Source organism: [Leptolyngbya] sp. PCC 7376 (genome assembly GCF_000316605.1).
In the GTDB taxonomy this organism is placed as follows: Bacteria; Cyanobacteriota; Cyanobacteriia; order Cyanobacteriales; family MRBY01; genus MRBY01.
The window spans coordinates 3,587,619-3,607,944 of record NC_019683.1 but is presented as its reverse complement, the minus strand read 5'-3'; the positions used below and the strand labels follow the sequence as shown (position 1 = coordinate 3,607,944).

Annotated in this window: 18 protein-coding genes; 9 read left to right on the top strand and 9 right to left on the bottom strand. The window is 44.2% G+C overall.

Annotated features, from left to right (window positions below; translation table 11 throughout):
- Positions 1-13 precede the first annotated feature (13 nt).
- The 4 genes from LEPTO7376_RS16240 to LEPTO7376_RS16225 form a co-directional block, all read right to left on the bottom strand.
- Positions 14-1,288 (bottom strand): valine--pyruvate transaminase, encoded by a 1,275-nt coding sequence (locus LEPTO7376_RS16240; RefSeq protein ID WP_015135239.1) that lies wholly within the window; start codon positions 1,286-1,288, stop codon positions 14-16.
- A gap of 77 nt (positions 1,289-1,365) precedes the next feature.
- Positions 1,366-3,216: an alpha/beta hydrolase gene (locus LEPTO7376_RS16235; RefSeq protein ID WP_015135238.1), complete on the bottom strand. Its 1,851-nt coding sequence runs from the start codon at positions 3,214-3,216 to the stop codon at positions 1,366-1,368.
- A gap of 171 nt (positions 3,217-3,387) precedes the next feature.
- Positions 3,388-4,044 carry a hypothetical protein gene (locus LEPTO7376_RS16230; protein ID WP_160148488.1) on the bottom strand — a complete coding sequence of 219 codons (657 nt, stop codon included), beginning with the start codon at positions 4,042-4,044 and terminating at the stop codon, positions 3,388-3,390.
- 246 nt (positions 4,045-4,290) lie between these two features.
- A complete protein-coding gene (locus LEPTO7376_RS16225) occupies positions 4,291-4,764 on the bottom strand; it encodes a transposase (RefSeq protein ID WP_071880700.1) in 474 nt (157 codons plus the stop codon).
- A 47-nt stretch (positions 4,765-4,811) separates the two neighbouring features.
- Here LEPTO7376_RS16225 and LEPTO7376_RS24940 point away from each other — a divergent pair.
- From LEPTO7376_RS24940 to LEPTO7376_RS16210, 3 genes are all read left to right on the top strand, one after another.
- Positions 4,812-5,506 (top strand): IS1 family transposase gene (locus LEPTO7376_RS24940; RefSeq protein ID WP_160148640.1). Its coding sequence is split into 2 segments (ribosomal slippage): positions 4,812-5,136 and positions 5,136-5,506, totalling 696 coding nucleotides; the frame shifts between segments, so codons are not numbered across the junction.
- 34 nt (positions 5,507-5,540) lie between these two features.
- Positions 5,541-5,909, top strand: coding sequence for a pentapeptide repeat-containing protein (locus LEPTO7376_RS16215; protein WP_071880699.1), 369 nt, complete (start codon positions 5,541-5,543; stop codon positions 5,907-5,909).
- Between the two features lie 5 nt (positions 5,910-5,914).
- A complete protein-coding gene (locus LEPTO7376_RS16210; protein ID WP_398339579.1) occupies positions 5,915-6,370 on the top strand; it encodes an AAC(3)-I family aminoglycoside N-acetyltransferase in 456 nt (151 codons plus the stop codon).
- A 177-nt stretch (positions 6,371-6,547) separates the two neighbouring features.
- On the opposite strand, the gene LEPTO7376_RS16205 is transcribed toward LEPTO7376_RS16210, so the two are convergent.
- Entirely contained in the window at positions 6,548-6,913 is a 366-nt protein-coding gene (locus tag LEPTO7376_RS16205) for a Rieske (2Fe-2S) protein (RefSeq protein WP_015135234.1), read from the bottom strand.
- Positions 6,914-7,165: 252 nt separating this feature from the next.
- Between LEPTO7376_RS16205 and LEPTO7376_RS16200 the strand changes: the two genes are divergently transcribed.
- The 4 genes from LEPTO7376_RS16200 to LEPTO7376_RS23755 all read left to right on the top strand — a co-directional run bounded on the left by LEPTO7376_RS16200 (position 7,166) and on the right by LEPTO7376_RS23755 (position 12,018).
- Positions 7,166-7,924 (top strand): hypothetical protein, encoded by a 759-nt coding sequence (locus LEPTO7376_RS16200; RefSeq protein ID WP_015135233.1) that lies wholly within the window; start codon positions 7,166-7,168, stop codon positions 7,922-7,924.
- Positions 7,925-8,060: 136 nt separating this feature from the next.
- Positions 8,061-8,372, top strand: a complete 312-nt coding sequence (gene groES, locus LEPTO7376_RS16195; RefSeq protein WP_015135232.1) for a co-chaperone GroES — start codon at positions 8,061-8,063, stop codon at positions 8,370-8,372.
- An 88-nt stretch (positions 8,373-8,460) separates the two neighbouring features.
- Positions 8,461-10,086 (top strand): chaperonin GroEL, encoded by a 1,626-nt coding sequence (gene groL, locus LEPTO7376_RS16190; protein WP_015135231.1) that lies wholly within the window; start codon positions 8,461-8,463, stop codon positions 10,084-10,086.
- A gap of 204 nt (positions 10,087-10,290) precedes the next feature.
- Positions 10,291-12,018: a Phycocyanin gene (locus LEPTO7376_RS23755; RefSeq protein ID WP_015135230.1), complete on the top strand. Its 1,728-nt coding sequence runs from the start codon at positions 10,291-10,293 to the stop codon at positions 12,016-12,018.
- A 41-nt stretch (positions 12,019-12,059) separates the two neighbouring features.
- Here the strand turns inward: LEPTO7376_RS23755 and LEPTO7376_RS16180 are convergent, their stop codons facing one another.
- Together LEPTO7376_RS16180 and LEPTO7376_RS16175 are read right to left on the bottom strand one after the other, a co-directional pair.
- On the bottom strand, positions 12,060-12,521 hold the full coding sequence (locus LEPTO7376_RS16180) for a hypothetical protein (RefSeq protein WP_015135229.1): 462 nt from the start codon (positions 12,519-12,521) through the stop codon (positions 12,060-12,062).
- Between the two features lie 42 nt (positions 12,522-12,563).
- Positions 12,564-13,304 carry a HEAT repeat domain-containing protein gene (locus LEPTO7376_RS16175; RefSeq protein ID WP_015135228.1) on the bottom strand — a complete coding sequence of 247 codons (741 nt, stop codon included), beginning with the start codon at positions 13,302-13,304 and terminating at the stop codon, positions 12,564-12,566.
- A gap of 183 nt (positions 13,305-13,487) precedes the next feature.
- On the opposite strand from LEPTO7376_RS16175, the gene LEPTO7376_RS16170 reads away from it, so the two are divergent.
- Positions 13,488-13,724, top strand: a complete 237-nt coding sequence (locus LEPTO7376_RS16170; RefSeq protein ID WP_015135227.1) for a NifU family protein — start codon at positions 13,488-13,490, stop codon at positions 13,722-13,724.
- Between the two features lie 109 nt (positions 13,725-13,833).
- Here LEPTO7376_RS16170 and ppc read toward each other — a convergent pair whose 3' ends face one another.
- A complete protein-coding gene (gene ppc / locus LEPTO7376_RS16165; protein ID WP_015135226.1) occupies positions 13,834-16,824 on the bottom strand; it encodes a phosphoenolpyruvate carboxylase in 2,991 nt (996 codons plus the stop codon).
- A gap of 160 nt (positions 16,825-16,984) precedes the next feature.
- Positions 16,985-17,158 (bottom strand): hypothetical protein, encoded by a 174-nt coding sequence (locus LEPTO7376_RS16160; protein WP_225901110.1) that lies wholly within the window; start codon positions 17,156-17,158, stop codon positions 16,985-16,987.
- A 167-nt stretch (positions 17,159-17,325) separates the two neighbouring features.
- On the opposite strand from LEPTO7376_RS16160, the gene LEPTO7376_RS16155 reads away from it, so the two are divergent.
- Positions 17,326-20,325: an SGNH/GDSL hydrolase family protein gene (locus LEPTO7376_RS16155; RefSeq protein ID WP_160148485.1), complete on the top strand. Its 3,000-nt coding sequence runs from the start codon at positions 17,326-17,328 to the stop codon at positions 20,323-20,325.
- The last annotated feature ends 1 nt before the right edge of the window (position 20,326 follow it).

The following is a 20,326-nucleotide window of genomic DNA, read 5'->3' as shown; positions in this document are numbered from 1 at the left end:
CATTGAGAAGCCATTATTTCGCATAAATCTGCTGGGCGATCGCCGCGAGCCTTTCTACAGCAGTCTCGATATCTTGATCACTAGCTGTCAAACTAATGCGCAAACATTGTTGTTTATGCTCCCAAGGCTCTTGTAAACCGGGGAAAAATGGACCACCAGGCACGACAATCACACCAACTTTTTTCAATTCTTGATAGAGTTCCCAGTCGGTCATTGGCAGTTCATCAAACCAAAGCCACGCGAAAATTGCGCCTTCTGCACGGTGAAGATACCACGGAATATCATCCGACATACATTGGTCTAGTTTAGCCGTGAGAATCTGGATTTTATTTTGGTAATAAGGTCGAATCACATTTAGCGCAATTTCGGCTAAGGCTCCCGACTGAATCGCGCGGGTGGCGATCGCCTGGCCATATCGAGAGGAATGGATACAGGCATTCGTGAGAAATGCTTGCAAAATACTTACAAATTTTGGCTCACCGATGGCAATACCCACTCGTTCACCGGGCAGACCAGCCTTCGATAAACTCATACAGTGAATAATGTTGCCACCAAATAACGGTTTCATTTCCGTAAAATTCAGAGCTGGAAAAGGCGGTGCATAAGCCGAATCAATTAAAACAGGTACATCATAAGTTGCGGCAAGGTCTGCAATTTTTTTGGTTTCATCATTACTGAGAACATTACCTGTCGGATTACAAGGACGCGAAAAAATAACGCAACCAGACGTTTCATCGATTTTCAGTTGGCTAAAGTCTGGACGATATTTAAAACGATGGCTGGCTCTATCAATATCGAGACTTGGCTTAAAAGCTTTAACTGCTTCGGGATACAAACTTACGCCACCATAGCCTGTGTAATCAGGGCTCAGAGGCAAAATAATTTCTTTGAGGCGATCGCCCGCATCATATCCTCCGAAAGCATTTGCCGCGAGAAAATAAAGCGATTGAGAGCCGGGGGTAATAACAATATTGTCGCTAGTAAGGTTCAACCCATAACGCTTATTAAAGTCTGTGGCGATCGCCTCGATGAGTGGCTCATAACCCTGAGATGAACCATATCGACAAACCACTTCACCGTATTCTGCACTCGCCAATAAATCTGCTGTGCAATCACGCCAGAGCTGTTCCACCTCGGGAATAATTACTGGATTACCCGCACTGAGATTAATGAATTCTTGTCCTGCTCCCGCTTTTAGGGTATCGATAATATCCTTCATAATGGCGCGCACCCCGGTTAAACGAGACATCTGCGTACCAAATTTCGAAAGCTGGGGAGTCTGGGACATCACACTAAGGGGTCAATTGAATTGCTCTATCTTACCTTTTCAGCCAAAGTTCACATGCCGAAAATAAAACTAAAACTCTAATTCCATTGCTGCGTTGACTGATCATCGTTCAAATGGGCTACCGAATATAAATCTGCGGCATCAACATTGAGAGCTGTTTGGAAAAAAGGGTCTAGGTTCGCTCTTAAAATTCCTGTGGGGTAAGTTTGTAACTTAGGTTTTTTGGGAGATCGCCAGAAGCTAAAAAAAAACTGTTTTTGATCAGAAGATGATGGTTGTTGAGCACGCGCCGCTGTAATTTTAGTTTGGGGCAAATGGCTCAGAAATTGCTCCAGCTCTGTAGAAATTTCTTGGGTTAAACGTAGTTGAATGGCGTCACTCGACAAAGATTGCACATAGCCAGCGGATAAAAAGTCACCATAAGTTTCTCCAGCTTCATCATGACGTTCGACAAAACTTAAACTCAAAGCCTTTAACATTTCCCGTACGGGTTCAGCTTCAGCGCCCATCACTTCCGGCACCAAAGTACTTTGCGACAAGAGATTATCTCGATTACTCAAATCCGTCACACTCATGTGGGTTGCGCCATCAGCCACCACTAAATATTTTTCACCACCCAACTCTTTAAATGGCAAAAGTTGGTGAGTCAAACTTGGAGTAATGGCATCTTTTGTACCCGTAAGCACCATAGTCGGAATATCAATTTCACTTAAGCCATCCGTCCCAAAAACTTCCCCAATAATCGGATTCAGGGCGATCGCCTGTTTAATGCGGTCATCCTTTAAATTAAGACGACCATAGGGCAACTCCGAAGCCGCACATTGCAGCCAATCTCCGGGCGCACGCATCAAAGGATTCGATTGATTACAGTGGTTGCGAATCGCAGGCGGATCGACAACTCCTCCCGCCAGAGCCAGCGCCGTAAACCCACCAAAGGAGTGACCAATCACCGTGACATTCGTCGTTGCAAACTGTCCTGGATATTCCTTTGATACATTCAGGGTTTCCAGCTCATCCAAAACAAAACTAATATCTTTTGGACGCTCAATAAATTCATCAGCTGGCAATAAATTTTCAAAATTCAGACCAGAATCAAACAGCGATTGCACATTACTACCGGGATGATCCGGTGTAACCACGGTATAACCATGAGATGCCAGATGATAGGCCAAATAGTCTAAAAAACGACGATTGGCAGCAAAACCATGGGACAAAACAATCAGTTGATTTTTCGCGGAAGGACTATCGTAGATATCCACTGGAATTGTGCGATCACGATCAGAATCTCGCAGCACTACAGTTTGACGACGCACTGACTGCTCACCAGCTGCTGTGGGGTCTAAACTTGACGGAATAATTGCAACTTCTTCTGGTTCCACCTCTAGATCATCTGTAATCCTAGGGCTCAGGATTTGGCTTTGTAAATTCGGCAAATTCGTTTGTAACAGCAATCCTGCCACCGCCGTTAAATCAACCGTTAATTCTTTCGCAGGATAAGCTCTTAAAACATTTAAAGCACTGATATTGAGCTCTTGACCCGCTACAGCATTTAACGCAGTTTTCAGTCCATCGACAGAAGTATCAGGTAGCGCAATTTGCAATTGATCTAGGACAATTTTTCCGGTAGGTGACTCCCACAATTCATCTAAAAATTGGGTTGCGACTTCAGGCTGCACATTCAAACTTTTCTGGAGAAAGCCCCGCATATTCCCGCTGAGAAAACTTTTGTAGGGCAGCAGTTTTGTGGGGATATCGCCAGTCTCTGCAAAATTTTCTAAATCATCAACAGCCAAGGTTTGCTGCAATGGGCCAATCCGTAATCTCAAGGTATCTGCGGCGATCGCCGCAGAGCTAGAGCCTATCACCAAGGCGATCGCCCCAATCATTGTTCCGACAGATTGCGGGCTCCACCATTGACCTTTGCTCATATCGACCTTCTCTTAACGCTCCAGCTGAAATTTAATGTGCAAATACTTGCTTTATTGACTATGCGATTGAGCGACAAGTTCCTGCTTAGTCGCACCTTATCCATGTTCAAACTAGCAAAAATCAGCCAAAACTAGAGACAATAACTACTGGCCAATCCTTATTACATCTAATTAAAAAGCCTCAGGAAGGGAATTCTCGGCGATCGCCTCACTCTTAGATTCAGCAATAAAGCTCATCAATCCATGAATGAACAAAATGACACCCGTCATCTCCAGACTTTCTTCAACTGTCGCAATCATACTATAAGCAAAATTATCAACACCATATAGCTCGAAAAAATAACCGCCAATCAACTCTGTTCCAATCGCCCCAGCAAGAAAAATTGCAGCAGACATTATAAAATTTCGGCGAGTATGACGCGGTAACTCCATCACAAAATTCCAGAAATAAGGGATCAACAACATCACCAATACAATTCCTGGAATAACCCACGCAAAACGAAAAAGTCCTAAATGCTCAACATTTAACAAACCAGTCAAAAGATTATGTGTTGGCTGAATTAAACGTTCATGTAGCGAGAACATCTCATCAATTGACATAAATGCGAATCCACATGCAAGCACAAACCAATGACTAGCAGCTAATTTTTTCTTAACCTGATTAAGAGCAATTGTGAATAAGAGAATTGCCGCAAACAACAACAGTAAGCTCGCAAATGTAGTCGGAACATTATGTTCACGGTCAACATAGAACATCGTGGATAAAATGTATTGAATCGAGTTGTGGTGGGGCAAATAGTACATTGCTTGACCAATGATACTTGCCATCACTAGACTTCCCGCTATCCCCCCCAGAAAGTATGTCGTCAACCGAACTTTGCCTTGCTCAGTAATCATCACTTAATCACCGGTTAAATACATTAACCAGATCTTAAGCCTTTATTTAAATAAACAATGCAAGTTTAAAGGAAGATTATAAAATTTCAGTTAAGAGGGTGTTTGAAAAGCCTAGCTTTAGGCTAATCGCCTCAAGAGTAGACGGGAGTGTCAAGAATTTTGTGTAAGCCAAGAAAATTAGTGAAGAAAATACTCTGGATGATCAATGGCAAAATAGCTTAAGGCCCTTTTCCAATGGGGTATTGGTATCGTCCATCTCTTCATCAAATTCTTCAGGGCTAAATACAGCAATTTCAGGGCAGCATCTGCATGGGGGAACATGCTCTTGGTTTTTAACACCTTGCCCAAAGAGCGATTGACTGCCTCAATGGCATTGGTGGTGTAAATGATGCGGCGGATGGGAGCTGGATAATCAAATAATGGAATGATGTTGTCCCAATGATTCAGCCATGTCTGGGAAATAGTGGGGTAGATGCCGTCCCAACGCTCCGCAAAAGCAGTTAAGGCAGATTCTGCCTTGGCAACTGTGGCGGCCAGATAAATGGGCTTGAGGTCTGACACCACGGACTTACGGTCTTTCCAAGAAACGAATTTCAGGCTATTTCGTATCAGATGAACGATACATAATTGCACTCTCGTTTTTGGGAACACCGCTTCGGCGTTGCAGAATAGAGGTATGAATGGAGGTTGTTGACGCAATGGAATGTCCAGAATACCAATCTACTCATATCCGTAAGAATGGAAAGAAAAAAGGCAAACAGAATCACATCTGTGTAGATTGCGGTCGTCAGTTTATCGACCGCTACAGCCAGCTCGGCTACTCAAAGTCCTTCAAACGTGAATGCCTCAAAATGTATGTCAACGGTATGGGCTTTCGAGCCATTGAACGGGTGAAAGGAGTGCACCACACTACCGTCATCACTTGGGTCAAACAAGTCGCTGAATTACTACCTGATGCTTATGCACCTGAGCAGGTGCCTCAGGTTGGCGAACTCGATGAACTTCAAACATTCGTCGGTGCTAAAAAAATAAGGTCTGGCTCTGGACTGCCGTAGACCACTTTCAACCAGGTATTCTCGCTTGGACTGTTGGTGACAGAAGCGCAGAGACATTCAAACCATTATGGGCAATGGTTAGTCTCTGGAGATGCTTCTTCTACATCACAGATGGCTGGCATGTTTATCCCATGTTTGTACCCGATGGTGACCAGATTATCAGTAAGACCTACATGACTCGTGTCGAAGGAGAGAACACTCGATTGCGGCATTATCTCGCTCGACTCCATCGAAAGACCTTATGTTATTCCAAGTCTTTAGAGATGTTAAAGCATTCGATTCGATTGCTGATTCACTATCTCAAGTTCTGGGATGTCCCTATCCCTCGACCCTCATAGATTCATACCTCTATTCACCAACGCCCAAAATCGATTGCTAAATATTATTCTCTATGCTGATTCTCTAGGAGTTGAGACTTTCACAAAGCAAGTTGGCAAGCATCTTTTTCGCGCCAACCTCTCTAACGCCTACCTCGAAGACGCCAACCTCGAAGACGCCAACCTCAACAATTCAATTTTGTTGAAAACAGATTTTCGTCATGCTCGAAATTTGACATCGAGTCAACTCAGTAGCGAAGATTCTCCGCCATTACTTTGTGGAGCTTTACTACCAGAAGGTTTAGGTCTTGACCCAGACCGCGATTGGGATCGTTTAGCTCTGGTTTTACATGAGCGATATCCAGAAGATTTTAATACGCTCGAAGAAGCAGAAAAATGGGTTGAGGAGCGTCGTCCAAAATGAGTTTGATCCCGTCGATAGAAATCCGACAGCTTGCGGCTACTGACATTGAGTTGATGCGTCAGTTGCTTACTGTTTTTGGTGATGCCTTTGAGGACAAAGAATCCTATTGCCAGAACCAGCCCACCGATGAGTACTTACAGAATTTGTTAAACCGGGATTATTTTATTGCTGTTGCAGCGCTGAAGTCTGGACAAGTGGTGGGAGGACTAGTCGCCTATGAACTCCAGAAATTCGAGCAAGCCCGCAGTGAAATTTATATTTATGACCTTGCCGTTCTCTCTGAGCACCGCCGCCAAGGTATTGCCACTGCTTGCATCGAGAAAGTTCAAGAAATTGCGGCTGAGCGGGGAGCCTATGTCATTTTTGTGCAGGCTGATTATGGCGACGACCCGGCGATAAATCTCTATTCAAAATTAGGAAAGCGGGAAGATGTCATGCATTTCGACATTCCTCCCGCTTAAACGGTTTTGTTTGAATAATTAGTCTTGAAAGTTCCCCTCTTGGGAGGGGTTAGGGGTAGGTTTTCCATGGGTTGTAAAACTTTCTGAAACCCCTTCCGACCTTCGGCCACCTTCCCCGAGGAAGGATGTATGCTTTCCTTAAAACTTATTCAAAATGACTGTATTCACTTGGTATTTCTATGCGTCGATGTAGAGATCTTCGCCTTCTTGAGAAACAGCAAAACTTGCAACATCAGTGGGCTCTTTACCCATTGCAACCATCTTTTTAGCCACGCCGGGGAGGGGAATACCAACGAAAGAATCTACCCATTCAACGTTTTTGCCGCTGCATAGATCAAATTTAGAGCCGTGGAAAGGGCAAGTGATAGTGCCGTTCTCAACCTTGCCTTTTGACATGGGTAAATTGAGGTGGGGACATTTCCCGGCGATCGCACAATAGCTGTCACCAGACTTCGAGACGAGCACTGGTTGACCGTTGACCTTTGCCTTGAGCACCTTATCTCCGCTGACTTCTGACGTGCTGGCAACCTTTGATTTAGCCATGATGTAAAAAATTCCTACTTCGCAAGTGTGTTTAAAGGGTTTTGAAAATATTGGTCAAATCATACAGGAGAAGTCGGCGATCGCCCCGGTAATGCACGTGATTGTTTATAAGGCTTATCGACGACTCGTTTAATATCGTTTTTTGATGACGACAACAACCATAAATTAGGCGATCGCCACAGGGGATGAATTCAACAGAAATCTCAATTAGGATAAAAACACACTTACCCAAAGCCCGCTCTGAGATCGATCATGAATGGTTTTGATATCCTAATTTTGTTCGTTTATGCCATCGTGCTCTGGTATGTCTATCAAAGCATCGTGGACGAAATCGATAAGCTGACAGAGGTTCGCCTCAATAAAGACTTTCTCTCAGCACAGCTCACAAAATTTGGTCTCGACGAAAAACTATCATTTAGCTTTGATTTTGGGCGATCGCCCCTCACCGATACCCTGAATAGTTTTAGTATCAGCCTCGAAAACAAAACCTTTGAACAATACTTTGAGATCCACTGGAACCGAAGCAGTTTGATGGATTTTGATGGCAAATCCCAACGGATTATCCGATTGCCACCCGCTCTCAATATCGATCTATTTCAAGCCCAGGCCAGTAGCATCATTTCTCCCCGCGAAATCCTCAACGACAAACTCACTATCGAATCAAGCCTCACCCTAAAAGACGAAGACAAACTTATCTACGACATTACCCAGCCGATTTTTTCGTCCGATCTCCTCAAAACAGCTAGAGATGAAGACCTCGATTTTGAAGTAACACTGATGATCCGGTGTTCAGAATATGGCTCCGATAAATTTTATCCAGTACTGTATCCGATCATCTGTAATTTTGAGGTCATTAAAAAGCCATGGCAAAAAGCATTGTATTGGCGACCAAAGACCAATCAGAAACAATCTGATCAGAATAAAAAAGACAAAATCAAAAAGACCCGTAAAGCTCGCAAAAAGGCCAAAGATGACTACCGTACCCAGCAACATCAGCCGCCCAAAAATTGATAGTTCGGGAACCCGTACATTGCAGGGTGTTGTATGTATAGAAACATCTCCGCTAAATTAGCACTCAGAGATCGAGAGTGCTAAGCTCTGAACTCGCAACCAATTTAGTCATTTCAAAAATCTGGAGATTTTATCCATGGCAGCAATTAGCATCAATGTTTCTACCCTCAAGCCCCTCGGCGATCGCGTCTTCGTCAAGGTAAGTGAGTCCGAAGAAAAAACTGCTGGTGGCATCCTTCTTCCCGATAGTGCAAAGGAAAAGCCTCAAATCGGTGAAGTTGTTGCAGTGGGCGAAGGCAAGCGCAACGATGATGGTAGCCGCTCTGCTGTTGATGTAAAAGTTGGCGATCAGGTTCTCTATTCTAAGTACGCTGGCACTGACATCAAGTTCGGTGGCGATGATTATGTTCTCCTCTCCGAAAAGGACATCCTCGCAACAGTTGCGTAATGATTCCCGCAATTAGTTTGCGAAATCACCAAAATTAGATTCTTTTTATTTTTTCTCGTAATTCTCTACAGATAGAAATTTACTCCCTATGGCTAAGTCTATTATTTATAACGAAGACGCACGTCGCGCTTTAGAGAAAGGCATCGACCTTCTCGCTGAAGCAGTTGCTGTCACTATTGGCCCTAAAGGCCGTAACGTCGTCCTCGAAAAGAAATTCGGTGCACCTCAAATCGTTAACGATGGTGTAACCATTGCTAAGGAAATCGAACTCGAAGATCACATCGAGAACACTGGTGTTTCTTTGATTCGTCAGGCTGCTTCTAAAACTAACGATGTAGCTGGTGACGGTACAACCACTGCAACTGTCCTTGCTCACGCAATGGTTAAGGAAGGTCTCCGCAACGTTGCGGCTGGTGCAAACCCCATCGCAATTAAGCGCGGTATCGACAAAGCTGCTGACTTCCTCGTTGGTCGCATCCAAGATTTGTCTAGCCCTGTAGAAGATTCCACGGCGATCGCCCAGGTTGGTTCCATCTCCGCTGGTAACGACAAAGAAGTCGGCGAGATGATCTCCAAGGCAATGGACAAAGTCGGCAAAGAGGGCGTTATCTCCCTTGAAGAAGGCAAGTCCATGGAGACTGAGCTAGAAATCACTGAAGGTATGCGTTTCGAGAAGGGTTACACTTCCCCTTACTTCGTGACTGATACTGATCGCATGGAAGCGGTTCTCGAAGAGCCCTACATCCTCATCACTGATAAGAAAATCACCCTCGTTCAGGATCTCGTTCCTGTACTTGAGCAGGTTGCTCGCCAGGGTAAGCCTCTCATGATTATCGCTGAGGACATCGAGAAGGAAGCCCTTGCAACGCTCGTTGTAAATCGTCTTCGTGGCGTACTCAACGTTGCTGCTGTTAAGGCTCCTGGTTTTGGCGATCGCCGTAAGCAAATGCTTGAAGACATTGCCATCCTCACTGGTGGTCAACTCATCACTGAAGATGCAGGCCTCAAGCTTGAGAGCACAACAATTGACATGCTCGGTACAGCGCGTCGCATCAACGTCACTAAGGACAACACCACAATCGTTGCCGATGGTAACGAAGCTGGCGTTAAGAGCCGTTGCGATCAGATTCGCCGCCAAATCGATGAGTCTGAATCTTCCTACGACCAAGAGAAACTCCAAGAACGCCTTGCGAAGCTCTCCGGTGGTGTTGCAGTGATCAAAGTTGGTGCTGCGACTGAAACTGAAATGAAGGATCGTAAGCTCCGCCTCGAAGATGCGATTAACGCAACTAAGGCAGCAGTTGAAGAAGGTATCGTTCCTGGTGGTGGAACAACTCTTGCGCACCTCGCTCCTGAACTCGAAGCTTGGGCAAACGACAACCTCACTGCAGAACAACTCACTGGTGCACTTATCGTTGCCCGTGCCTTGACTGCTCCCCTCAAGCGTATTGCTGAGAATGCTGGTCAGAACGGTGCGGTAATCGCTGAGCGCGTTAAAGAGAAAGACTTCAACACTGGGTTCAATGCTGCAACTAACGAATTCGTTGACATGCTTGCTGCTGGTATCGTTGACCCCGCGAAGGTAACTCGTTCTGCAACTCAGAATGCTGCTTCCATCGCTGGCATGGTTCTCACAACTGAGTGCATCGTTGTTGACAAGCCTGAAAAGGATGCTGCTGGTGCAACTCCTGGCGCTGGTGACTTCGACTACTAAGCCTTATCGCTAGTCAAAAAACGAACTTAGTCTAAGTTTTGATCCCTCTGAAAGTGATTTCAGAGGGATTTTGTAATTATGGAGATATTTTATTTCCATGGCTAGAATAAATAACGTAGCTTTTCTAATGCTTATGCATAACCAAAATTAATTATTTTTTTTTGTAAGAAAAACTACAAATCAAAGAGCTTTAAAAACGTTTTCATGAGTATAAACAAGCAGAATGATGTCGTGACTTCCGTTATTAACTCAGCTGATTCTCAAGGGCGATATATCAGTTCTGATACTTTGAAGTCTCTAGCTAAGTATCTAGAAGAAAACACTCGTTTAACTGCTATAGCAGAAAAAATTGCTAGAAAACATGACCAAATTTTAAAGCAGACAATATCGAATTTTTGGGATACATCTGAGTTTGAAAAGGTTTCTTCCGGTCAATATACTGCTTGTCTTCGCGATCTAGACTTTTTCCTTCGGTATTCAACATACACAATGATCGCTGGAGATTACTCGATCTTAGACAAACGAGTATTGAATGGATTGGCAGAGACATATACTAGCCTAGATATACCAATAAGCAGAGTATTAGAAGCATTACAGTCAATGAAGAGAGTATTAATAGAACTCATTGATGAAGACAATTTGGAAATAGTGACTGATTGCCTGGATTATCTTATTAATGGGCTGAACAAAGATACTCAATTACTATCAAGCAACAACGCTAGTTGGGAGCCACAAAGCTATCATGAATGGCTCAAAATGGATAGATTAGCACAATATATTTTGAAAAATTATCCGAATTCTCTAATTGAAGAAGAAGCAAAAGTCTTTTTTGAGTCTTTGCAACTGATGCCATACCCATTAAGAAAAAAAGTATGGTGGGAACGCGAAGTAATGACTACACTTTATGAAAAAATGTCTAACTTTGAGGATAAGCCAGGATTTGTCTCAATTGCTGTTGGAGAAAAGGAAATTGATAAAAAGCAAGTTTTAGTTGGAAAGGTTGTGTTCACAACTTTTCTTCCAGAAAAGGAAATAAAATCCAAGTTTTCTATACCTGATTACATTCAAGTTGAATCATCAATCAATGCTCTATCAAAATTTCCTTCGAAAGTCCCGATAGTTATAGAATTGGCCAATAGGCCAATTCCACTAAATTTTAAAACTCCCCTTGAAATAAAGGATGATATGAAGCAATCTACGTCGGTTGTGAAGATACAGAGTGGAGATGCAATTGTCGGAAAGAGTAGTGTTGGCACCTTTGGAAAGAAAGTGACTTTGAGTACTTTTCTGGCAGAAAAAAAAATCATTGATTCTTGCGATTCTAAGTTCCAAGAAAATATTTATGCTTTAACAGTTGGTCATGGATTTGAAGTTAATACACAGAGTATTCATTCCCATAGAGATACTTTTACTTCTCCTCAGATAGGTACTATTTTCTCCAAAGAAAGTCATTCTTACCAAGAAAAAATCAAAAATTTAGATATAAGTCTCATAAAATTAGATGAAAGTCTCAAATCTAAAATTGATCTTAATTTGAAGTGGGTTGATCAGATACCAAAAAAGATAGTTCCTATATTTGCTAATATGCCGGTACAAATGTTTGGTGCAACTAGCAAGCATCAAGTAGGCTATGTTCGCAATAGTGGTGTTTTGACTGCTGGTTATAATCCTTCAATAATCCCCTCATTTAGCGTTGATATAGAAGCTGCTCCTGGTGATTCAGGAGCACTTTTAGTAGGAGGTCATCACGATCAATATCCTATTCCAAAACATCTTGAAGAACATTACAGCAGAGAATGGCGCGAAAGCGTGACCTGTTCTGCATGTGGCATTTTAATTTCATCGTCTAATATCATTGGACATCCAAAGGAAGTATTATTTAGACCAATGTTGAGTATTGTTTCTGCTTTAAAGATGAGCATTCCAAAATAACCCTTATGAAAGATATTTGACATCACTCATCTTGTTTATAGTCAATCATTTTGATTGTCAAAACAGATTAGCTCAATGCTAGAGCGTATAAAAACAAATCCGCCTATAGCCGCAATCATAATAGGTGAAGAAAAAGAGAGAGTAATTAAACCACCTGATAATAGAGTAGCAATCACGGCAGAAACAGTACCGACAGAAATTCCACTTATGTCATTTGATAGAAGGCGAAGAGCTGCACAAATTCGCTTTTTAGAGTTTGGTTTTGTTAATTCTTGTTGGATTTTATCTACAAGTTCATTAGCTTCCTGTTCACAATCACGAACAGTACGGCCAGTTTTAGAGGCTATTTTGTAAGCCACACTTCTTTTTAAATTTCTCAAAGGGTCTGAACCAGAAAAAGGTGTGATGCCAGATTCTTTTTCTTCACGGTCTAGCTCAGATATATTTTTTTCTAGTTGTTCTACCAGGGTGAAAAGATCTGTTCCAAAATCTAGGCTATTCATAAATCAAAGAAATTTTTGTGAAAATCTTATTATGCTCAGATTCTAAATTAAGCCTTCTGCTTCGAGTTCTTCGATCATTTGGAGTCCGTTAGGATCGCCGACTCGTAATAATGCTGCACGGGCATCTTCTTTCACACCAATATCTTCATCTTCTACCAGAGATTCGATTAATGCGTCGATCGCCGTCGCATAGATAACGTTAGAAGGCATTTCGCGGCAAAGTTGTCCGAGAGACCAAGCGCAATTACTGCGGACTGCGGCCATCTTGTCGCGGCGTAATCCTGCAATAAGAGGTGGAATGGATTGGATAATGTCGTCATATTCAAGTTTTGCGACTTGGGCGACGCTACTCGCAGCCCAGAGTCTAACGGCTGAAATATCGGTTTTGAGAGCATGAATTAGAGGCTCTACAGCGCGGCGATCGCCACAATTTCCGAGCGCCCAGACAACCCCTTTTCGGACATAGCCATTCCAATCATTCTCTAGAAGCTCGATCAGCGTGGGGACAGCCTCTGCAGAAGGATTACGACCGAGCGCATAGGCTGCACTCACCCGCGTTAATGGACAATCATTCGTCGCAATAATATTGATTAATGGGGCGATCGCCCGTTCATCGCGATGATCACAGAAATACCGCGCCGCGATCATACGCTTCGTTTTATCTTCAGCACGAAGGGACTCAACCATATCAGTCGCATCAGGTTGAGACGCAGTGACCTCGGCATCCTCTCCTGGAGTACCGAAGGTTTCATTAAGTAAATCTAGATCGTTAGGACTTGGCATAATTTAATACCCTACTATCCCTGATATCGCTCAGGCAACAGTTGTATTTCAATGAATTACGAGACAATTTGGGCAAATATCGTCCACTATCTTCTCCGAGATAATGTCGGAGGATTGACGATGGCAAAAGAGGGAGTTGGAAACTTTATAATAGAGTCAGAACATTAGTAATAAACCAAAACTATGGCATTAGCACTCACCACAGAAAATGTCGAAACGACCCTCGATGAATTACGCCCTTACCTCATGGCTGACGGCGGTAACGTTGAACTTGTCGAAATCGATGGCCCCATCGTCAAACTGCGCTTACAAGGTGCTTGCGGTTCCTGTCCTAGCTCTGCCATGACTTTGCGTATGGGTATTGAGCGTAAGCTCCGCGAGGTGATTCCTGAAATCGCTGAAATCGAACAAGTTTTCTAAATGACGGTTTAGTACTCGTACATTCGTGAATTACAAACCTTGAGAAAACCCCACCATTTTGATGGGGTCTTTTTTTATGTCTTTTTAACGTGGACAAATGACCGATAAATCAGCCTGTATTTCTCATACCAGCCGCAATACCGTTAATAGTTAACAAAGCACCTCGTAATAACTCTTCTTTGCTGTAACGGAAGTGGACAATACTTGCTTTGGTTTCGCGGGTATATTGGCGCAAGCGTTTTAGGAGAGAAACCTGCAAAAAGCCGAGAGGAACAATAGTGCCATTTCTCAACTGAACCGAACGCTGGAGAGGGCGATCGCCATCGAGTAGTGTCTCATTTTCAGTAATTTGGAGTACTAGTTTTTCCGTGAGCTTATACTCCTCCGAAATCTTGTCAAAAATCGGTTGGAAACGCTCATGATCAGCAGGATCCGCTAGCTCATGGACATAATGACTTGCCATTTGGAGATCCACCTTCGATAGCGTCATCTCAACTTTCGAAATCACCATGCGGAAGAAGGGCCACTTCGAATAGAAATAGCGCATCAACTTGAGGTTTTCTTCGGGATCTTGCTCAAAGAATTCCTGTAAAGCAGTACCCACGCCATACCAAGCAGGCAAAAGGAAACGACTCTGCGTCCAACTAAATACCCAAGGAATTGCTCGTAGACTACTCAAATCCTTTTTGCCAGACTTCCGGCGAGCAGGACGAGAACTAATTTGGAGCTGACTAATTTCTGGCAGTGGCGTTACTGACATAAAGAAATCAAGGAAGTCAGGCTCCTCATAAACCAAAGAACGATACGCCGCCCGGGACTGCTGAGAGAGCTTCTCCATGATGCGATTCCAGGGTTGAATATCATCAAATCCACTCACAAGCAGACTGGACTGAATGACTGCTGTAGAGACACTTTCGAGGTGATATAACGCGAGATCTGGAAGGGAGTATTTCGATGCAAGGACTTCCCCTTGTTCTGTAATTTTGATGCGACCATTAATGGTGTGGGGTGGTTGCGCCAAAATCGCGGCATAAGCGGGGCCACCACCACGACCAACGGAACCACCACGACCATGGAAAATTCGGAGGTCAATACCATAAGGATCAGCGACTTGCTGGAGATTCTTTTGGGCTTTGTGAATTTCCCAGTTACTACTGAGGAAACCAGAGTCTTTATTACTGTCGGAATAGCCCAACATAATCTCTTGAAGATCTGGAGACAGGCGATCGCCAAACACTTCATCAAAATTGCCACTTTCAGGGGGATTGTAACCACCCGAGAGACAAGATCGATAGAGCGGAATATCGAACAAGCTCTTCATAATGCCTGGCGCATTTCGCAGGTCATCCACCGTTTCAAATAGCGGTGCTATCCGAATAGTGGTGGTGCCAGCCACAGGGTCGTATAAACCAGCTTCCTGGGCAAGCAATAAGACTTCGAGGACATCACTCGCCTCGTTGGTCATACTAATAATGTAAGTTTGGCAAATACCGAGGCCGAATTCCTGTTGTAGACGTTTTAGAACTTGCAAAGTTTGAATCGTTTCAATCGCCTTCTCCGAAAAATCCATTTCCTTTGGAATTAGCGGGCGACGAGTTTTGAGTTCTTGAACAAGCCAATCAACCTTTTCGGAATCCGTTAAGTCGTTGTAGGACTTATCCATTACGCCAAGGTAATCAACGATTTCGGCGATCGCATCAGAATGGCGCGTAGATTCTTGACGGAAATCAAGGCGGGTTAATACAAACCCGAAAATTTCCACTTGGCAAATCAATTTATCGAGAGCAGCACAGTGGATTTCCGTTTGCACAAGGCTATCTTTCAATAGCTGAAGATCTGCGAGAAAATCAAGACCAGACGCATAGACACGCTCATCAGCAACTTCTACCTTGTTTTGCCAAGCAGGCATATTCGCTAAACGACGATTTCGATCTAGCGTATTTTCCAAGCGACGCTTAATGTAAGCCAATTTCAAACGATAAGGCTCTTGACGATAGCGGATTGCTAGCTTGTCATAAATATCTGGGAAGATTGTTTGCTCTTGCTCTAGAGAATCCAAAATCTCTGGCAACACATTACTCCAGTGCAAAGACAAACTTAAAATGTCTGCTAGCTGATCGATGGATTCGATATACCTCTCTAAAACAAGTCCCCGTTGATAACAAGCAGTTCGCCAAGTGACATCAGGGGTAACAGAGGGATTACCATCGCGATCGCCTCCGACCCAGGATCCAAAATTACAGAAATTTTTCAGAGGGACTTCAGTGTGAGGAAAAGATAATTTCACAGCTTGCTGTAACCGTACAGAAAGCTCAGGCAATGCCTCAAACAACACTTCCTCAAAATAGTGCAGTGCATAGTCCACTTCATCTAACACCTTAGGTTTGAATTGGTGTAGCTCATCAGTTCGCCACCAAAGGCGAATCTCTTCCGTCAATTTTTGCTTGATCTCGTCTACTTCCCAAGACATCGTCGGATCTGTAGCAGCTTCTCCTTCTCGCATCCGATCGAGTTCACGCAAAATTCCAGCAATACGTCGCTGCTTATTCCGAATCGTGTGGCGCACAATTTCCGTAGGGTGTGCAGTAAAAACGAGACGAATATCCATTTGGTTGAGCAGCCGCTGGATTTTTTGGGGCGGCATATTTTGACGCTTCAAATAAGGGAAGAGCCAATTAAACGTTCCAGCTTGAGTTGGTGCAATTTCTTCAATCTCTTCTGTCGCTTTACCATTGCCACTGCTATCGCCATTGCCAATCGTCCGGCGGGAAAGTTGCTGTTCCCGTTGTTCGTAATGTTGCTCGACACTATTAATTAGTTGGAAATAAAGCGCAAAAGCACGGGCTGCACTAATCGCATCCTCTAGACTCAAACTTTCGATCAGTCGGGAAATTTCTTCGGGGAGAAAATCACCAATACGACCATCCTCTGAACGACTCTCCCGTAATCGTTTTAGGCGCTTAACGAGCTGCGGATCACACTCCTTTTCTAAGACAGCTTGCCAAAGGTCTTCTACCATCGAGAGACGATGCCGCAGGAGGGATTGTGATGAGGAGAGAATATCGGCTTCGGCGCTGGGAGGTTGCATGATCTGATTCATGGTTTTGGCAGTCTATGGCTAGGATGATCTGTGCGTTAGATAACAATCTGGCAAATCTAATCGATTGTAATGGGAAAGGCTCTCTGGGGGTAGTGCAGCAGGATACTCCGCTGGGCAGGGATCGACTTTCCGCTTTGACGCATTGTGCTAATTTTCGGTGTTACGCGTCTGGAGTTGCGCTGTTGTCCGGATCTTCCGGCTCAGGAAATGGAAGGGTTGGTAGGCGATCACCCCGTAGAATTTCTTCACTCCAGCAGCCAACGCTCACCAGAGATTGGGCTAAACTTTCCCCCCACTGGTGGGTAATGAGATAAGACGGAGCGAGTATACTCAAAACAAATTGGGATGGAATTGGCGATTGAAGGTTCATCTGCACTCTAGTCTGTAAGCCATGTCCATCCTACAAGCGGAATCCTTTTAGGACAATTTTTTGACGCTTTCGTTTATCTTTGTTGTTATCGACTCACCCTAGATTTTTAACCCCTAGTGCTTATGGTGAATGTGTCACGCCGAAAAACCAGTCGCCCCCGTCTTGCCCCGTGGCTCCACGAGGCAGTGCGTCAAGCGATTCCCCTCGGTAGTCATGTTCATCTCCGGGTACGGTTGCGGGGAAATACGCTGCATTTGCTCTGCGAAACGAATTGCCCCACGGAAAAGGAAGAGATTGCTGGGGCAATTATGCAGGCAATTCGATCAAGTAAACCGCCCCTGGTTTTATTAACGCCAGAACCCAGTGACCCAATTTATCGACTCATTGTTTATGGTCGGCTGGAAGGGACAGAAAATAGTCTCTGGGTAAATTCGATCAATATTTTAGAGCTGCTCGAAGAACCGCAAATTATTGCGCCCAACGATACTGAACAGCTTCTTGTTACCTATCAAAGTTTGGCGCGTTCTGGGGCTCCGGAGGCGATCGCCCGGTATTTGAGCGATTGTTTTAGCCATTTGGGTGTGGGAATTCAGGCTGATGTGCAGACCTATCCCGCAACAAAATCTGAGCCTGAATCAAAACGTCTGTGGATTACTTGTCAGTGTGATTACAGTCCGGAATATGCGCTGCTCACAGAGCCTTTGGTGCAGGAGCTGCGAGAACTCCAAATCGATGGTTTTCGGGATGGCGTTATTCGCTGTCAAATTCGTGGTGAACAAAAACCAGAATGGTTACTCTGGGTTGATCTAACGCCACCCCAAACGATGCTGCGGGACTGGGGACGTTGGGGGGATACCCAGGCGATCGCCCACCTCTTAAATCAGGGAATGGTTGCCCATGGCATTGCGGTCAAAGTTTCCCAGAAAAACGAAACCCTCCATGTTTTTTGTTACCCAATTGATCCCCTAGAAGACGAAGGACTTAATAAACAAACAGCCCTGCAAGTTGCAATTCCGATCCTGGAAGATTTAGCTCCTCAGGGGCAAATGTCCGCGACGATTTACGGCACGCTCAGCGATGATACCAAGCCGCTATGGGTTGAATGGTTACCTCTCGCCGCTCAGGATATTGAGAAGTTACAGACCTCCCCTCAAGATCTTGCAAAACAAGGCAATTTAGATGCGCTGTTGTTCTTAATGCAACGGTTGCTCAATCCTCATCTTTCTGACCGTTTGGCCACTGGTGGCATTCGCGTCAAACTCTTTACGAAGGGCAAAATCCTCCATGTAATGACCGAGGCGATCGCCTGCCCAACGAAAGATCAAGTTGTTGAAACCTTGATCCCCTTCTTTAAGGAATTAGACAGTCCGCAGATCGAGGGGATTCGTCTCTATGGCCGTCGTTCCGGTCAGGTTAAAGCCGTTTGGCAACACCGCATTGATTTAGTCGAAGTACCAGCTGCCTTTAAGGAAAATCTTGGTGAGGGTATTACTGAAGATGAGTTGTTGGATAGTACAACTGCCATTAGCCCAGAAGAATTACGCCAACAGCAATACGCGCCTACTGTTCTTGAAGAGCTAAGCCAAACGCTCCGAACAGTTCTCTGTGCAACAAAGCTCTGGACACCAGAACAAAATATTTCTAGCCCTGTACTGAGTAAGCAATATCAACAACCTTCAAACGTCCCTTTATTAACGGATAAAGGTGTTCGAGTTGCATTAGTTTGGGGTTTCCTAGGATTGCTTCTCACCGTCCAAATCGATTGGCTAACAGGACAATGGTTGCAAAATAATGCTCCAGAAGAACCTGATTTTGCGGCCGCTTCCGAATTGGATATTGCTCTCAGCCAACCCATTGACTTTGAAGAGGTTGAGTTTCCTGATTTGTCGCTCCAGAAATCAGAGTTTCTAGACCAAGAGACAGCTGGGTTTACGGCTGCTGGCACAACAGAATTGACTTTGGCTCCGAAAACAGAACTTGCAAAACTAACAACAGCACCCAAGGCGATCGCCCCACCAGATAAAGCTGAGCATCCGTCTTTTAATAGTCCGATGTTGGATGAAAAACTGGCCCTCTACCAAAAACGGGTACAAGAAAATGGTGTGCCGGATATTTTGATTGTTGGAAGTTCTCGGGCATTGCGGGGACTCGATCCCTTTGCATTACAGACAGCGCTGGTAAAACAGGGTTATCCAAAGCTCGATATTTTTAACTTTGGATTAAATGGTGCGACTGTCCAGGTTTTTGACTTATTGTTGCGACAAATTATCCCCGCCGATCAGCTCCCTCAAATGATTATTTGGGCTGATGGCTCCCGTGCCTTCAATAGTGGTCGCAAAGATATTACCTTTGACATCATCACCCAGTCCGAGGGCTTCCAAAAATTACAAGATGGCACTTTCCCTAATCTCTTTATTCGAAAAGATGAGGCGATCGCCACTGATACGGAAGCTGAAGCACAAGAACCGTTTGACCTGGATCGAGAAGCAAACCAATTTTTAGCGGAACTCTCCGTTGTTTACGAACAAAAAGAAACGTTAAAAACAAATCTCATCGAGCAAGTCTTCCCGCAATTTGACGCCCTTGAGCCGCTAAATGCTGTGGAATTACCGGAAGGAGACTCGATCGAAAATGAAGTTCGTACTCTCGAAGTTCAAGGCGAAACCATTAACCTCGATGGCTTCCTTGCTTTATCTCGTCAGTTTGAACCTGATTATTACTATCGTTATCATCCTCGAGTGACAGGCTATTACGATAACGATTATTCAGAATTCAACCTCGAAGGTGAACAGCACCAAGCCTTTACCGAGTTATTGCGTTATTTAGCAGCACATCAAGTCAATTTGGTCGTCATTAATCAGCCTCTAACGGATCAATACCTTGACCCAGTCCGCGAAGAATACGAAGCAACTTTCCGGAATTACATGGATCAAATTTCAACTCAGAAAAATCTAGCTTTTCTAGATTTTGTCAGTAAAGAAAATTGGCAACAGCGCTATAAATATTTCTCTGACCCTAGTCACCTGAACCGTTTTGGAGCATCTCAAGTCGCACGACAGTTAGCCAAAGATCCAATGTTGCAGTGGCCAATACAAGCGAATTATCAGGATACAGAGTCCGTCCCAGAATAAT

Coding starts and splice junctions, on each gene's coding strand:
- LEPTO7376_RS16240 (WP_015135239.1), bottom strand. CDS start 1,288: ATGTCCCAGACTCCCCAGCTTTCGAAATTTGGTACGCAGATGTCTCGT.
- LEPTO7376_RS16205 (WP_015135234.1), bottom strand. CDS start 6,913: ATGGCTAAATCAAAGGTTGCCAGCACGTCAGAAGTCAGCGGAGATAAG.
- LEPTO7376_RS16180 (WP_015135229.1), bottom strand. CDS start 12,521: ATGAATAGCCTAGATTTTGGAACAGATCTTTTCACCCTGGTAGAACAA.
- LEPTO7376_RS23755 (WP_015135230.1), top strand. CDS start 10,291: ATGAGTATAAACAAGCAGAATGATGTCGTGACTTCCGTTATTAACTCA.
- LEPTO7376_RS16200 (WP_015135233.1), top strand. CDS start 7,166: ATGAATGGTTTTGATATCCTAATTTTGTTCGTTTATGCCATCGTGCTC.
- groL (WP_015135231.1), top strand. CDS start 8,461: ATGGCTAAGTCTATTATTTATAACGAAGACGCACGTCGCGCTTTAGAG.
- LEPTO7376_RS16175 (WP_015135228.1), bottom strand. CDS start 13,304: ATGCCAAGTCCTAACGATCTAGATTTACTTAATGAAACCTTCGGTACT.
- ppc (WP_015135226.1), bottom strand. CDS start 16,824: ATGAATCAGATCATGCAACCTCCCAGCGCCGAAGCCGATATTCTCTCC.
- LEPTO7376_RS16170 (WP_015135227.1), top strand. CDS start 13,488: ATGGCATTAGCACTCACCACAGAAAATGTCGAAACGACCCTCGATGAA.
- groES (WP_015135232.1), top strand. CDS start 8,061: ATGGCAGCAATTAGCATCAATGTTTCTACCCTCAAGCCCCTCGGCGAT.
- LEPTO7376_RS16235 (WP_015135238.1), bottom strand. CDS start 3,216: ATGAGCAAAGGTCAATGGTGGAGCCCGCAATCTGTCGGAACAATGATT.
- LEPTO7376_RS16230 (WP_160148488.1), bottom strand. CDS start 4,044: ATGGCAAGTATCATTGGTCAAGCAATGTACTATTTGCCCCACCACAAC.